This window comes from Kytococcus sedentarius, assembly GCF_041937525.1.
Taxonomy (GTDB): Bacteria; Actinomycetota; Actinomycetes; order Actinomycetales; family Dermatophilaceae; genus Kytococcus; species Kytococcus sedentarius_A.
This window is the reverse complement of the sequence record NZ_CP169391.1, coordinates 180357-194379: the sequence shown is the minus strand read 5'-3', so window position 1 is coordinate 194379 and position 14023 is coordinate 180357. Positions and strand designations below refer to the sequence as shown.

The window sequence follows — 14023 nt, the reverse complement described above, 5'->3', positions numbered from 1 at the left end:
ACCCCACCCCTTCAGGAGGACCCCGTGAACGACTCCCCCCGCCCCACCCTCGCCGTCGTCGGTGCCACCGGGCAGGTCGGCACCGTGATGCTGACGCTGCTCACCGAGCGCTCGGTGCCGGTCGGACAGCTGCGGCTGTTCGCCTCGTCCCGGTCCGCCGGGAAGGTCGTGGAGTGGACCGACGGGCAGGGCACCACCCACCAGATCACCGTCGAGGACGTCGCGGCCACCCCCACCGAGGAGCTGCGCGGCATCGACATCGCCCTGTTCTCCGCCGGGGGCGGCACCTCCCGCGAGCACTCCCCCCGCTTCGCCGAGGCCGGCGCCGTGGTGGTGGACAACTCGTCGGCCTTCCGCCGCGACCCCGAGGTGCCCCTGGTGGTCAGCGAGGTGAACCCGCAGGCCGCCACCGAGCGCCCCAAGGGGATCATCGCCAACCCCAACTGCACCACCATGGCCGCGATGCCGGTGCTCAAGGTGCTGCACGACGCCGCCGGTCTGGCGCGCCTGCAGGTGGCCACCTACCAGGCGGTCTCCGGGTCCGGCCTGGCCGGCGTGGACGAGCTGGCCGGTCAGGTGCGCGCCGCGACCGACGCCGGTGAGGGCGCACTGGAGTCGCTGGTGCACGACGGCCACGCCCTGGACGGGGCGGTGCCCGAGCCCTCCACCTACGCCGCCCCCATCGCCTTCAACGCGCTGCCGCTGGCGGGGTCCATCGTGGACGACGGCTCCGAGGAGACCGACGAGGAGCAGAAGCTCCGCAACGAGTCCCGCAAGATCCTGGGACTGCCCGACCTGCTGGTCTCCGGCACCTGCGTGCGCATCCCCGTGATGACCGGACACGCCCTGGCGGTGCACGCCCAGTTCGACCGCGCCATCGACGCCGAGCAGGCCCGCGCGCTGCTGCAGGACGCTCCGGGCGTGCGCCTGGCCGACCTGCCCACCCCGTTGGAGTCCGCCGGCATCGATGAGGTCCTGGTGGGCCGCGTGCGCGCCGACCAGTCGGTGCCCGACGGCAAGGGGCTGGTGCTCTTCGTGGCCGGTGACAACCTCCGCAAGGGCGCGGCCCTGAACGCCGTGCAGGTGGCCGAGGTCCTCATCGAGCAGGGGGTGGGTGCATGAACGCCGCCACCGACGCCGGCCAGGTGACCCTGCGCGCCGCCACGCTGGACGACGGCGCCGCCATGTGGCGGATCGCCCGCGACAGCCAGGTGCTGGACCTGAACACCTCGTACGCCTACCTGATCATGGCCCGCGACTTCGGCGCCCACAGCGCCGTGGCCGAGGTGGACGGTGAGGTGGTGGGCTACTGCATGTCCTACCTGCGCCCGCAGGCCCCGGACACCGTGTTCGTCTGGCAGATCGCCGTCGACTCCTCGCAGCGGGGCCGCGGCCTGGCCGGGCGCCTGCTGGACCAGGTGGTCGAGACCACCGGCGCCAGCGCCCTGGAGAGCACCGTGACGGCCGACAACGACGCGTCCAACGCGCTGTTCGCCGGCTTCGCCGCCCGCCGCGGCGCCACGGAGACCATCACCGAGTTCATCACCGGCGACCATTTCCCCATCGACGACGTGCACGACGCGGAGCTGCTGCACCGCATCGAGCCCCTGAACGCCTGACGACCCCCTCTCGAGGAGGACACAGCATGACCCAGACCGCTTCCACATCTGCCCTGACCGAGCACCGCGACGGTGACACCAGCATCTTCGGTGCCCGCGAGTCGTCCGTGCGCTCCTACTGCCGCCAGTGGCCGGTGGTGTTCACCACCGCAAGCGGCGCCCGCCAGCAGACCGAGACGGGTGAGGAGTACCTCGACTTCTTCGCCGGCGCCGGCGCCCTGAACTACGGGCACAACAACCCCACCATCAAGGCCGCGATGATGGAGCACCTCGCCACGGACGTGGTCATCCACTCCATGGACATGCACACCCCCGCCAAGCGGCACTTCCTGGAGGTGCTGACCTCCCACGTGCTCGAGCCGCGCGGCATGGACCACAAGGTCCTCATGCCCGGACCGACCGGCACCAACACGGTGGAGGCCGCCCTGAAGGCCGTGCGCAAGGCCACCGGCCGCAGCGAGGTGGTGGCCTTCACCAACGGCTTCCACGGCATGACCCTGGGTTCGCTGTCCGTGACCGCCAACAAGATGAAGCGTGCCGGTGCCGGTGTGCCGCTGACGGACACCCAGCAGGTGGCCTACGACGCCCACGCCCCCGCCGGCTCCGAGGAGGTGGTGGACCTCGACCAGCTCGACGAGCAGTGGGGCGCGGCCAGCACCGAGGACCTGCCCGCGGGCGCCATCGTGGAGCTCGTGCAGGGCGAGGGTGGCCTGAACGCGGCCTCCATGAAGTGGGTCCGCACGCTGGCCGACCTGTGCGCCAAGCACGGCGTGAAGCTGATCGTGGACGACGTGCAGGCCGGATGCGGGCGCACCGGCACCTTCTTCTCGTTCGAGCCGGCCGGCATCACCCCGGACGTGGTCTGCCTGAGCAAGTCCCTGTCCGGGCTGGGCCTGCCGTTCGCCATCACGCTGATCCGTCCCGAGCTGGACCAGTGGGCGCCCGGTGAGCACAACGGCACCTTCCGCGGGTTCACTCCCGCCTTCGTCACGGCGGCCACCGCCATCGAGACCTACTGGGCCGACGACGCCTTCGGGGCCGAGGTCCGCGCCAAGGCGGAGCGCCTGCACGAGGGGCTCGCCCGCATTGTGGAGGGAGCCTCCGGCAGCGCCGAGGTGCGCGGCCGTGGCCTGATGTGCGGCATCGCGTTCGAGGACCCCGAGGCCGCCGGCCGGATCGCCGCCGCGGCGTTCGACCGCCACCTGATGGTGGAGACCTCCGGCCCGTCCGACGAGGTGGTCAAGCTGCTGCCGCCGCTGACGGTGACCGACGACGAGATCGACGAGGCGCTGCGCATTCTCACCGAGTCCGTGGCCGCCGTGGGCGCCTGAGAGCCCACACCCCCCGACCCCGAGAGCTGCAGAAGGAGACACACATGAAGGTCATGCACCTGGACGAGCTGAACGGCACCGAGAACGACGTGGAGCACGGCAACTGGCGCTCCCGCCGGTTCTTCCTGGCCGACGAGGGCGTCGGCTTCAGCTTCCACGTGACGGTTCTGAAGGCCGGCACGAGCACGGACATGTGGTACGCCAACCACGTGGAGTGCGTGTACGTCTACCAGGGCTCCGGCACGCTGGTGAACCGCGACACCGGGGAGGAGCACGAGCTGCGCCCCGGCACGATGTACCTCCTGAACGACGCGGACAAGCACACCCTCATCGCCGATGAGGACGTCCACTGCACCTGCGTGTTCAACCCGCCGGTGACCGGCCGTGAGGTCCACGACGAGCACGGCGTCTACCCGCTGCTGGACGCCGAGGGCAACCGTCTGGACACGCCCAAGGGCTGATGGAGCCGGTCCGCGGGGCGTGAGACCGGCGGACCGCTGGGCGTGAGCCCGGCGGCAGGCGACGAAGCCCCCCATCGCTGCTGTGCGGTGGGGGGCTTCGTGGTGCGTGCTGGCCGTCCTCCGGGTGGGGCGGCGGATCAGCCCCGGTGGGTGCCGGAGAGGCGGGTGAGGTCCTCGAGCTCGCTGAGCATGCCGCTCACCCCATCGGCCACGGGCTGCGGGGGCTTGATGGTGCCGTCCTCCTGCACGGAGTCGAACAGCGGCAGGGAGACCTGGCTGCGGGCCTGGAGCATGTTGGCGTTGGCCACGATGCCGCGCCAGTGCTCCACCGCGCGGGCACCCGACAGGGCGCCGTAGCTGACGAACGCGATGGACTTCTTCACCCACTCGACGTAGAGCACGTCGAAGGCGTTCTTCAGCGCGGCCGGGACGGAGTGGTTGTACTCGGCGGTGATGAAGACGTAGCCGTCGAAGGTGGCGATCTTCTCGGCCCACCGCGTGGTGGCGGGGTTCTCGTACTGGCCGTTGGCCGCACCGGGGACCGTCGGCTCGCTGAGGAGCGGGAGGTCGAAGTCGGCCAGGTCGACCAGCTCGTAGGTGACCTCCTGGGAGTCCGAGCCCTCCTGGTGCTTCGCGACCTGGTCCATGAACCAGGCGGCGACCTGCTCGCCCTTGCGGCCGGGGCGGGTGCTGCCGATGATCACGCCGATGCGCATGTGTACTCCTGAAGTGGGTCGGGGGGTGGACGGTGGCCCACGATACGTGGCCCTTGGGTGACGTGTCATGTTGGCGAGTGGGGTGGGCGTGCCGTTCGCGCACGGAGTGGTGTTCTGACCGCTGAGCGGGTGGAACGCCACTCCTTGTCGTGGCCTCGGGATGCTCACTGAAGCAAACGGCCCACTGAGCGGTCGTTCTGCTTCAGTGAAGCGTTGTGCGCAAGGGCGGTCGGTCCGGGGGCCAGCGCTCGGGTGCTCGAGCCCCCTCTCCGCGGGCCGGGACTGCAGATCTTGGGGAAGTCTTTACCTGGGGCCTGTGGATAACCGGCCTGGGGCCTGTGGGGTCGTGGCATGGTGCTTGGGCACTGTTCCCGAGTTCCTGGATTCTGCTGATGTCTTCTCGTTCCCGGTTGAAGCTTCCTGTGCTGGCGCTGGCTGGCGTGATGTGGGTGGGCGCGTGTTCGTCCGATGACAACGGTGGTGGTGACGAGTCGCCGCCGCCGGTGTCGCAGAGCACGAGTGCTGAGGAGACGGAGGCGTCCCCGAGCGAGTCCGCCCCGACCGGCGAGAGCCCCACCGAATCCGAGCCGACCGAGTCCGGCGACGGGTCTGCATCACCGACCGAGCCGACTGAGTCCGAGTCCGGAGATGGTGACTCGCCGTCCCCCGAGCCGTCGCAGTCAGGCCCTGCTGAGGACGAGTCCCCGACCCCCTCCGAGTCCCCGTCCGAACCCTCCGACCAGGGCGGCTCCGAGGAAGCCACCGGCCTCCCACCGATGCCCGCCGCCGCCAAGGAGAACTCCGAAGAGGGCGCCGAAGCCTTCGCCCGCTGGTACGTCGAGACCCTGAGCGCCTTGTTCCAATCCCCTCAGGCGGGAGTCATCGAGGAGTTCTCGGGACCTGAGTGTGGTCAATGCGGAACCTACGAAGAGGCGTTTTCTGGACTCGAGGAGCAAGGACTTCGACAAGTGGGCCCCTTGGCAGAGATCGTCGGCTTCCGCATGACACCTGCTGCAAAGCCCTCCACGGTCGAAGCCATCGTTGTGATCGACCAAGGCCCCAACCAGACCGTCGATGCTAACGGGAAGGTCTCTCAATCGTCCGACGGCACAGACGGGCTGGGCCTGAGGCTGAATATGCACTACGAAGACGGTTGGGTAATCGATAAGATTCCGACCGACCCGACCGCGGGCGACTGGATCGAACGGGAATGATGCTCCTCAGCGCCCTGATGCTCATGAATTCCTTCGACCCCTGTGGAGACTTCGATTCATGCGACAAGGCGAATGATGGCATTCTCGTGGAAATGAGCGACACCCAGGTGAGTGCGCTCGCTGAAGAGTTTCCTGGCTCATCACGAACGAGGGTGTAGTCGGGGTCTGAAGCCGCCGGATTCGAGCAGGCTTCGGGCGATGTAGTTGGTGAGGTTGCGGAACCCGAGGGCGGAGCCGCGTAGGTGTTCCAGGCGGCCGTTGATCGCCTCGGTCGGGCCGTTGCTGGTGCCGGGTCGGTCGAAGTAGGCCAGGATGTCGGCCGCGCGCTTCTTCAGGGTCCGGCCCAGGGTGATGAGTTCGGTGAGGTCAGTGGGGACGCCGTGGCTGAGCGCGTCGATGAGGTTGCTCATGAGCTGCTTGCCCTTGGCGCGGTCGGGTTCACGGTAGGCGTCGATCATGCGCTGGTAGATGCCCCAAGTGGCCTCGACCTGGACGTGCTCGTCGGCGTCGAACAGGGTGGTCAGCCGTTGGCGCTGTCGGTCGGTGAGTAGGTCGGCGCCGGTGTGCAGGGTCCGGCGGGCGCGGTATAGCGGGTCGCCGGCTCGGCCGCGGTGACCGTGGAGACCTTGCTGGACGCGGCGACGGCAGCGGTCCAGGGCGTCGCCGGCCAGGCGGACGACGTGGAACGGGTCCATGACCGCGGTCGCGTCGGGCAGTTCCTCGGTGGTGGCGGTCTTGAACCCGGTGAACCCGTCCATCGCGACGACCTCGACGCCGTCGCGCCAGGTCTTCGGGCGGGCAGCGAGCCAGGACTTGAACGCACTCTTGGAGCGGCCCGGGACCATGTCCAGCAGGCGGCAGTGCCCGGTGCCGTCACGGATCGGGGTCAGGTCGATGACCACGGTCACGTACTTGTCCCCGCGGCGGGTGTGCCGCCACACGTGCTCGTCGACCCCGATCACCGCGACGCCGTCGAAGCGCGCGGCGTCGTTGATCAGGGCCCGCCGGCCCTCGGCAAGGACCGCGTCGTTGGCGGTGTTCCACGAGACCGCCAACGCTTCGGCGATCCGGGCGATGGTCAGGTGCCCGACCACCAGCCCTTCCAGCGCCCAGCGCAGCGCGCGACGGGACAGCTTGGCTCGTGGCTCGGCAGCCGCCGTGGTGTCCTGGCGCCAGACGTGCCCGCACCCGGTGCACCGGTAGCGACGGACCGTGACCAGCAGGGTCGTCGGTCGCCAGCCCAGCGGCTCGTGGGCCAGTTCGCGGGTGACCGTGTCCCGAGCGGCGCCCTCGCAGCCGCAACGCCGGCACCACTGGTCCGGCGCGGTGACCCTGCAGGCCAGCACCGCTCGGTCCGGCTCGAGGCGCTGCCCGACGACCTCCAAGCCGAGCTCGTCCAGGCGGGCGAACGTGGTCAGGTCGGGGCAGGCAAAGGTAGCGTCAGGCACGTCGAGGTCTTCCGGATGGACGGTGTGAGAACTCCCATCCTCGGGAGACCTCGACCTCCACCTGGGAACCGACCCGCCGCCCCTGGGTCGCGCTGTGACGAAGAAACGCGCCCTGGGATGTCTGTGGCGGTGCCGCGATAGCGCAAGATGGAGGCATGCGCGTCCAACTGCTCTACTTCGACGAGTGCCCCAACTGGCAGCTAGCCGACACGCGCCTCCGCGAAGCGCTTGAAGCCCTCGGCCGCCCCATCGAGGTGGAGAAGGTCCTCGTGTCCACCCCCGAGCAAGCCGAGCACTGGAGCTTCCACGGCTCCCCGTCAGTCCACATCGACGGCGAGGACCCCTTCGCCCAGCCGGGCACGCCGGTCGGGCTCTCGTGCCGGCTCTATCGGACACCGCAAGGCGTCGGTGGCTCCCCCACGGTGGATCAGCTGGTCGAAGTCCTCTCCCGCACTTAGAGCCTCGTCGCAGCGATTCGCGGGTCCCGCCCCACCTACACCCTCAACTGCGAAGAGCCAGTTTCCTCCGCACAGTGATCCGCCCCGGCCGGAGGACCCGCCGGTCTCCTACTACGAGTACTCCTCCCAGCCGATGTGTTCGAGCAGGACCCCGGGCAGCGCGGAGGGGAACATGTGCACCCCCGCCCGCAATGAGTGCGACACCCGCGCAGGCGATGGTCCGTGGATGGTCATCGCCCGCCGAGAGTTCCTGACCGAGGACGACTCACCTCAATCTGGGTGGCGGGAGATCGCCACCACGTGCTTCCCGGAGGCCATCCCCGGCCGTTCGGGACAGGTTGCTGATGAGCGGATCGCCAAGGCGTTCAAGGTCACGAAGTTCGCCCTGCCGGTCCCGGCCTGGGACCCGCCGCGGACCGACCCGCTGGTGAACAAGCCGGTGTACTTCATGACCGATTTCGCCGAGGCCGGGTACGAGTCCGGCGAGATCCGCACCATCCCACCGGGGGAGATGCTCGGCCACGAGCTGCGGATCATGCCCGAGCTCAAGAGCGTCACCTACGACTTCGGGGACGGCACCACCAAGGGCCCCACCACCGACAAGGGCGCGGAGTACCCCGACGGGGAGATCACGCACACCTACGAGACAACGGACCCCGTGCAACCGAAGATCACCGCGGAGTACACCGGCAAGTACTCCCTGGACGGCGGCGACTGGCGACCGCTCGGGATCTACGTGGAGGTCGAGAGCGACCCGGCCACTCTCACCCCGTCAGAGCTGACGACCGAGCTCGTCCAGCCACCCGGCTGAGCCCCGGCGACATGGTGGTGAAACTCCCGAACAAGAAGTGGTGAACCAACCGCTCAGCGGTCGTTTTGCTTCACTGAAGCAGAGTGCCCGCTGAGTGGTCTTTCTGCTTCAGTGAAGCGAAGCGACCGGCCGACTCCCAAGCAAGCCGGCCGGCCGACCAAGCCCCGCCGACCGCCCCGCCACCCCACCGCGCGCCCCCGCCGCCTCCACAGGCTTCGCGCTGCCCACCCCCCACCACTTAGGCTGGAGGCACACGGCACCCACCTCCCAGCGCGAGGGCGCTGACGCGTGGGCACCCACCAGACACGAGGGAGAACACCCCAGATGGCCAAGATCAGTTGGACCCGCACCGATGAGGCGCCCCTGCTGGCGACCTACTCGCTCAAGCCGATCGTCGAGTCGTTCGCGACCGCCGCCGGCATCGACGTCGAGACCCGGGACATCTCGTTGGCCGGCCGCATCCTGGCCCAGTTCCCCGAGCAGCTCACCGAGGAGCAGCGCGTCGAGGACGCCCTGGGCAACCTCGGCGACCTCGCCAAGACGCCCGAGGCGAACATCATCAAGCTGCCCAACATCTCCGCCTCGGTGCCCCAGCTCAAGGAGGCCATCACCGAGCTGCAGGGTCAGGGATACGACATCCCGAACTACCCCGAGGACCCGCAGACCGACGAGGAGCGCGCCGTCCGCGCCAAGTACGACGCCGTGAAGGGCTCTGCGGTCAACCCCGTTCTGCGCGAGGGCAACTCCGACCGCCGCGCCCCTCAGGCGGTCAAGAACTTCGCCCGCAAGCACCCCCACTCCATGGGCGAGTGGTCCTCCGACTCCCGCACCCGCGTGGCCACCATGGGCGAGGACGACTTCGCCTCCCACGAGAAGTCCGTGGTCATCACCGGCGACGACACCCTCACCATCCAGCTCGTCGACGAGTCCGGCAAGACCACCGTGCTCAAGGACGGCATCACCGTCCTCGACGGCGAGGTCGTCGACGCCACCTTCCTGGACGTCAAGGCCCTCAACACCTTCCTCAAGGAGCAGGTGGAGCTCGCCAAGGCCGAGGACCTGCTCTTCTCCATCCACCTCAAGGCCACGATGATGAAGGTCTCCGACCCGATCATCTTCGGGCACGTCGTGCGCGCCTTCCTCCCCGAGGTCTTCGCCGAGCACGGCGAGGAGCTGCGCGCCGCCGGCCTCTCCCCCAACGACGGCCTGGCCGCCATCCTCTCCGGCCTGGACTCCCTCCCGGCCGAGACCGCCGATGCGGTGCGGGCCAGCATCGACAAGGGCCTCACCGACGGTCCGGACCTGGCCATGGTCGACTCCCGCAAGGGCATCACCAACCTCCACGTGCCGAGCGACGTCATCATCGACGCCTCCATGCCGGCCATGATCCGCACCAGCGGCCAGATGTGGAACAAGAACGACGAGCAGCAGGACACCCTCGCCGTCATCCCCGACAGCTCCTACGCCGGCGTCTACCAGACCGTCATCGAGGACTGCCAGGAGAACGGTGCCTTCGACCCCACCACCATGGGCTCGGTGCCGAACGTCGGCCTGATGGCGCAGAAGGCCGAGGAGTACGGCTCGCACGACAAGACCTTCGAGGTGCCGTCCGCGGGCACCATGCAGGTCGTCGACTCCTCCGGCGAGGTGCTCATGCAGCACAAGGTCGCCGCCGGTGACATCTGGCGCGCCTGCCAGACCAAGGACGCCCCCATCCGCGACTGGGTGAAGCTGGCCGTCAACCGCGCCCGCGCCTCGCAGACCCCGGCCGTGTTCTGGCTGGACGCCGAGCGCGCCCACGACGCGCAGCTCATCAAGAAGGTGGAGAAGTACCTCGGCGAGCACGACACCGAGGGCCTCGACATCCGCATCATGGCCCCGGAGGAGGCGACCCAGTTCTCGCTGGACCGCATCCGCTCCGGCGAGGACACCATCAGCGTCACCGGCAACGTGCTGCGTGACTACAACACCGATCTCTTCCCCATCCTGGAGCTGGGCACCAGCGCCAAGATGCTGTCGGTGGTGCCGCTGATGAACGGTGGCGGCCTGTTCGAGACCGGCGCCGGCGGCTCCGCCCCCAAGCACGTGGACCAGCTCACCGAGGAGAACCACCTGCGCTGGGACTCCCTGGGTGAGTTCCTGGCCCTGGCCGAGAGCCTGGACCACGTGGCCGAGCACGAGGACAACCCGAAGGCCCGCGTGATGGCCGACGCCCTGGGTCGCGCCACGGAGACGCTGCTCGATGAGGGCCGCTCCCCCAGCCGCAAGGTCGGCGAGATCGACAACCGCGGCAGCCACTTCTACCTGGCCCTGTACTGGGCCAAGGAGCTGGCGGCACAGTCCGACGACGCCGAGCTGGCGAAGACCTTCGGCGAGCTGGCCGAGAAGCTGGGCGCGCAGGAGGACACCATCGCCGAGGAGCTGCTCGCGGCACAGGGCGAGCCAGCCGACCTGGGTGGCTACTACCACCCGGACGACGCCAAGACCTCGGCCGTCATGCGCCCGTCGAAGACCTTCAACGCGATCATCGACGAGTTCGCGAAGGCCTGATCCGGCGACACCACTGGCCGCGCTCCCTCGCAGGGGGCGCGGCCAGTGTCGTTCCCGGGCCCGATGGGGTGAGCCCCGCCCGGGTGGCCGCGCCCGGTCTGCGGCTCAGCCGCGCGTCTGCGCGGTCGAGAGCTCCTCCACCGTGCCGGACAGCTCCGCGGGCCGCAGCGCGGGTCCGAGCCACCCGCAGCCGGCCACCAGCAGACCACCGAGCACCAGCAGGCCCGCCTCGGCCGCCCGGGCTCCCACCATGTCCTGCACCCACGGCAGCCACACCGGCCACAGCGCCGGCACCACGATGGACAGCGAGTACGCCGTCCCGTAGCCCGTGGAGCGCACCTCGGCGGGCCACCGTTCGCTGAGGTAGGCACCCACCGGGCCGTAGGCCGTCACCGTGAGCACCTGCAGCGCCACCACGCCGGCGGCAGCAGCCCAGGCGCCGGTGGCCGTGAGCGTGACCCACCACAGCGCCGGGGCCACCACGGCCGCCAGTGCCCCGGTGCCGACGAAGAACACCCGCCGCCCGGTGAGTGTGGACAGGTGCCCGGTCACCGACATCACCAGTGCCTGCGCCACGGCAGCGGTCGCCATCACCAGGGAGACCTCCCCGGCACCCAGGCCCACCTCGGCAGCCAGCAGCCCGGTCATGGCGATGACCACCATGTTCGTCAGGCACCAGAGACCGGTCATCAGGCCGAACACCTGCCAGAAGGACCGCGCGTGGTGACCCACCAGCAGGTCGAGCAGCCCCGGCCGCCGCCGCTCAACGGCCCCGGACGGGCCCCGCCCTGCCCGGACCTCCGGCCCACCAGCCACCGCCTCCCGCCGCCGCGCAGCCGTCGGCTCGTCCGCCACGTGCGCCGAGTAGTAGAGGTACACCCCCACCGAGGCCAGCGCCCCCGCGGCGAACACCACCCGCCAGCCCCACACCGCGTACTCGTGCGGCCCCAGCAGCCACAGCAGCCCGGCCGTGCTGCCGGCGATCGCCGCCTGGGCCCACGGCGCCATCGCCATGATCAGCCCGGAGGCGAGCCCGCGCCGTCGGGGCGGGCTCCACTCCATGGCCAACGGGATGGCCGCGGTGTACTCCCCGGCCAGGAAGGCCCCTCCGGCGAAGCGCAGCACCAGGATGACCACGAGTGACGCGATGCCGATGCTGGCGTGCGAGGGCACGACCGCGATGCCGGCGGTGCAGGCCGCCGTCCCGAGGATGGCGATGCGGGTGGTCGCCGTGCGCCCCACCCGGTCGGCGACGGGGCCGAACACCATCGCCCCCACCGGCCGCCCCAGCAGGGTCGCGACGACCACCCAGGAACCCACCACCGCGAGCGCGTGCTCCCCGGCGATGGTGGGCAGCGCCGGCGCCAGGGCGACCAGCGGCAGGAAGATGTGGATCTGGTCGACGAAGTTGCCGAACACACCGGCCCGCAGGGCCGCCCGCCCGGCCGCCGGTGGGCGCGGGGAGTCCGATGCGGGGTCGGCCGCCGGCGGGCACGCCGGGGCCGCCGCCCCGGAACGGCCCGGGGCGGCGGCGGTCAGGGTGCTCACCTCGTGGGGCTGAGCTCGACGAACACCGGGCCCGGCGCAGGCGCCTCACCTGCCGCAGCCGCCTCGGCGGCCAGCTGCCCGCCGTAGGCGTCGTTGATGTCCCGGCTGATCCGCATGGAGCAGAACTTCGGCCCACACATGGAGCAGAACTGCGCGTTCTTGGCGGGTTCGGCCGGCAGCGTCTCGTCGTGGAACTCCTGGGCGGTCACCGGGTCCAGTGCCAGGGCGAACTGGTCGTGCCAGCGGAACTCGAAACGCGCCTTGCTCATGGCGTCGTCCCAGTCCCGTGCCCGCGGGTGGCCCTTGGCCACGTCGGCGGCGTGCGCGGCGATCTTGTAGGTGATCACCCCGGTCTTCACGTCGTCGCGGTTCGGCAGGCCCAGGTGCTCCTTGGGTGTCACGTAGCAGAGCATCGCCGTGCCGTGCTGGGCGATGGGGGCGGCACCGATGGCGCTGGTGATGTGGTCGTAGCCCGGCGCGATGTCCGTGGCCAGCGGGCCGAGCGTGTAGAAGGGCGCCCCGTGGCACCACTCCTGCTCCAGGTCCACGTTCTCCTTCACGAGGTGCAGCGGCACGTGGCCGGGCCCCTCCACCATCACCTGCACGTCGTGCTCCCAGGCCCGCTGCGTGAGCTCGCCGAGGGTGCGCAGCTCGGCCAGCTGGGCGGCGTCGTTCGCGTCCGCCAGCGAGCCGGGGCGCAGCCCGTCACCCAGCGAGAAGGCCACGTCGTGCGCGGCGAAGATCTCGCAGAGCTCGTCGAAGTGCTCGTACAGGAACGACTCCCGCCGGTGGGCCATGCACCATCCGGCCATGATCGATCCGCCCCGGCTCACGATGCCGGTGACGCGCCCCGCCGTGAGCGGCACGTGGCGACGCAGCACCCCGGCGTGCACGGTCATGTAGTCCACGCCCTGTTCGGCCTGCTCGATGACGGTGTCGCGGAAGACCTCCCAGCTCAGGTCCTCGGCCACCCCGTCGACCTTCTCCAGCGCCTGGTAGATCGGCACCGTGCCGATGGGCACCGGTGAGTTGCGCAGGATCCACTCGCGCGTGGTGTGGATGTCGTCGCCGGTGGAGAGGTCCATGACGGTGTCCGCACCCCATCGGGTCGCCCAGGACATCTTCTCCACCTCCTCGGCGATCGATGAGGTGACCGCCGAGTTGCCGATGTTGGCGTTCACCTTGGTGAGGAAGGCGCGACCGATGATCATCGGCTCGGACTCGGGGTGGTTCACGTTCGCCGGGATGATGGCCCGCCCGGCCGCCACCTCCGAGCGCACCAGCTCCACGTCGCAGCCCTCCCGCAGCGCCACGTAGCGCATCTCCGGGGTGACCTCGCCGCGGCGGGCGTAGTGGAGCTGGGTCACCGTGCGGCCGTCCACGGCACGCCGCGGGGTCTGCACGCGACCCCGCCACGCCGCGGAGGCGCCGCCGCGGCGCTCGGCCGCGCGTCCGTCATCGGCCAGGGTGGGGCGCCGGCCCTCGTGGGTCCGGGTGTCGCCACGCTCCTCGATCCACCGCTGACGCACCGGCTCCAGACCCACCTGGGGGTCGGAGCCCGGCCCCATGGTCCGGTAGACCACGAAGTCCTCGTTGGGTGTGCCGTCCGGGGAGTCGTGCTGGCTGATGGCGGTCATCGGCACGGTCACCTCCCCGTCCGTGACGGTCACCAACCGGTGCTGGGGGTGGTTCTCGGGGTGGTGGATGGCGCTGGGGCTGGACTCATGGGTGCACGACATCGTCGTCCTCGCTTCCTCCGCCGGTGCTAACCGGACAGGTTCGAACGGTCCGGACGGCAACAGTCCGCTCTCAGCTCGTGCCCGAGCTCCCGTGGGGTACGTCACACACCCTAGCGGTCGGGGCCGGG

12 protein-coding genes and 1 riboswitch are annotated in these 14023 nt (G+C 70.1%); of the genes, 8 read left to right on the top strand and 4 right to left on the bottom strand.

Annotated features, from left to right (window positions below):
* Positions 1-24: 24 nt before the first annotated feature.
* From ACEY2A_RS00975 to ACEY2A_RS00960, 4 genes are read left to right on the top strand one after another with little or no spacing between them, the layout of a single operon-like run.
* Complete coding sequence (locus ACEY2A_RS00975) at positions 25-1122, top strand: aspartate-semialdehyde dehydrogenase (protein ID WP_374929021.1); 1098 nt, start codon at positions 25-27, stop codon at positions 1120-1122.
* Positions 1119-1619, top strand: coding sequence for a diaminobutyrate acetyltransferase (gene ectA / locus ACEY2A_RS00970; protein WP_374929020.1), 501 nt, complete (start codon positions 1119-1121; stop codon positions 1617-1619). Before ACEY2A_RS00975 ends, ectA begins: the two co-directional genes overlap by 4 nt.
* A gap of 26 nt (positions 1620-1645) precedes the next feature.
* Positions 1646-2950, top strand: a complete 1305-nt coding sequence (ectB, locus tag ACEY2A_RS00965) for a diaminobutyrate--2-oxoglutarate transaminase (protein WP_374929019.1) — start codon at positions 1646-1648, stop codon at positions 2948-2950.
* Between the two features lie 44 nt (positions 2951-2994).
* A complete protein-coding gene (locus ACEY2A_RS00960; RefSeq protein WP_374929018.1) occupies positions 2995-3411 on the top strand; it encodes an ectoine synthase in 417 nt (138 codons plus the stop codon).
* Positions 3412-3548: 137 nt separating this feature from the next.
* Here the strand turns inward: ACEY2A_RS00960 and ACEY2A_RS00955 are convergent, their stop codons facing one another.
* Positions 3549-4127, bottom strand: a complete 579-nt coding sequence (locus tag ACEY2A_RS00955) for an NADPH-dependent FMN reductase (protein ID WP_374929017.1) — start codon at positions 4125-4127, stop codon at positions 3549-3551.
* A gap of 392 nt (positions 4128-4519) precedes the next feature.
* Between ACEY2A_RS00955 and ACEY2A_RS00950 the strand changes: the two genes are divergently transcribed.
* The gene (locus ACEY2A_RS00950; RefSeq protein WP_374929016.1) at positions 4520-5341 is read left to right on the top strand and encodes a DUF6318 family protein; all 822 of its coding nucleotides are present in this window, start codon (positions 4520-4522) and stop codon (positions 5339-5341) included.
* A 140-nt stretch (positions 5342-5481) separates the two neighbouring features.
* On the opposite strand, the gene ACEY2A_RS00945 is transcribed toward ACEY2A_RS00950, so the two are convergent.
* A complete protein-coding gene (locus ACEY2A_RS00945; protein WP_374929015.1) occupies positions 5482-6789 on the bottom strand; it encodes an ISL3 family transposase in 1308 nt (435 codons plus the stop codon).
* Between the two features lie 155 nt (positions 6790-6944).
* On the opposite strand from ACEY2A_RS00945, the gene ACEY2A_RS00940 reads away from it, so the two are divergent.
* From ACEY2A_RS00940 to ACEY2A_RS00930, 3 genes are all read left to right on the top strand, one after another.
* Complete coding sequence (locus ACEY2A_RS00940; RefSeq protein ID WP_075867053.1) at positions 6945-7247, top strand: thioredoxin family protein; 303 nt, start codon at positions 6945-6947, stop codon at positions 7245-7247.
* 226 nt (positions 7248-7473) lie between these two features.
* Positions 7474-8058 (top strand): hypothetical protein, encoded by a 585-nt coding sequence (locus tag ACEY2A_RS00935; protein WP_374929014.1) that lies wholly within the window; start codon positions 7474-7476, stop codon positions 8056-8058.
* A 324-nt stretch (positions 8059-8382) separates the two neighbouring features.
* Positions 8383-10608: an NADP-dependent isocitrate dehydrogenase gene (locus ACEY2A_RS00930; RefSeq protein WP_374929013.1), complete on the top strand. Its 2226-nt coding sequence runs from the start codon at positions 8383-8385 to the stop codon at positions 10606-10608.
* A 105-nt stretch (positions 10609-10713) separates the two neighbouring features.
* Here the strand turns inward: ACEY2A_RS00930 and ACEY2A_RS00925 are convergent, their stop codons facing one another.
* On the bottom strand, positions 10714-12156 hold the full coding sequence (locus ACEY2A_RS00925; protein ID WP_374929012.1) for an MFS transporter: 1443 nt from the start codon (positions 12154-12156) through the stop codon (positions 10714-10716).
* Positions 12153-13895, bottom strand: coding sequence for a phosphomethylpyrimidine synthase ThiC (thiC, locus tag ACEY2A_RS00920; RefSeq protein WP_374929011.1), 1743 nt, complete (start codon positions 13893-13895; stop codon positions 12153-12155). Before thiC ends, ACEY2A_RS00925 begins: the two co-directional genes overlap by 4 nt.
* Positions 13889-13998: riboswitch (TPP riboswitch) on the bottom strand. Its footprint overlaps the gene before it by 7 nt.
* Positions 13999-14023: the final 25 nt, after the last annotated feature.

What these genes read in the sequence shown, in the direction of transcription:
- ectA (WP_374929020.1), top strand. Translation starts at nt 1,119, where the DNA reads ATGAACGCCGCCACCGACGCCGGCCAGGTGACCCTGCGCGCCGCCACG.
- ectB (WP_374929019.1), top strand. Translation starts at nt 1,646, where the DNA reads ATGACCCAGACCGCTTCCACATCTGCCCTGACCGAGCACCGCGACGGT.
- ACEY2A_RS00960 (WP_374929018.1), top strand. Translation starts at nt 2,995, where the DNA reads ATGAAGGTCATGCACCTGGACGAGCTGAACGGCACCGAGAACGACGTG.
- ACEY2A_RS00955 (WP_374929017.1), bottom strand. Translation starts at nt 4,127, where the DNA reads ATGCGCATCGGCGTGATCATCGGCAGCACCCGCCCCGGCCGCAAGGGC.
- ACEY2A_RS00950 (WP_374929016.1), top strand. Translation starts at nt 4,520, where the DNA reads ATGTCTTCTCGTTCCCGGTTGAAGCTTCCTGTGCTGGCGCTGGCTGGC.
- ACEY2A_RS00940 (WP_075867053.1), top strand. Translation starts at nt 6,945, where the DNA reads ATGCGCGTCCAACTGCTCTACTTCGACGAGTGCCCCAACTGGCAGCTA.
- ACEY2A_RS00935 (WP_374929014.1), top strand. Translation starts at nt 7,474, where the DNA reads ATGGTCATCGCCCGCCGAGAGTTCCTGACCGAGGACGACTCACCTCAA.
- ACEY2A_RS00930 (WP_374929013.1), top strand. Translation starts at nt 8,383, where the DNA reads ATGGCCAAGATCAGTTGGACCCGCACCGATGAGGCGCCCCTGCTGGCG.
- thiC (WP_374929011.1), bottom strand. Translation starts at nt 13,895, where the DNA reads ATGTCGTGCACCCATGAGTCCAGCCCCAGCGCCATCCACCACCCCGAG.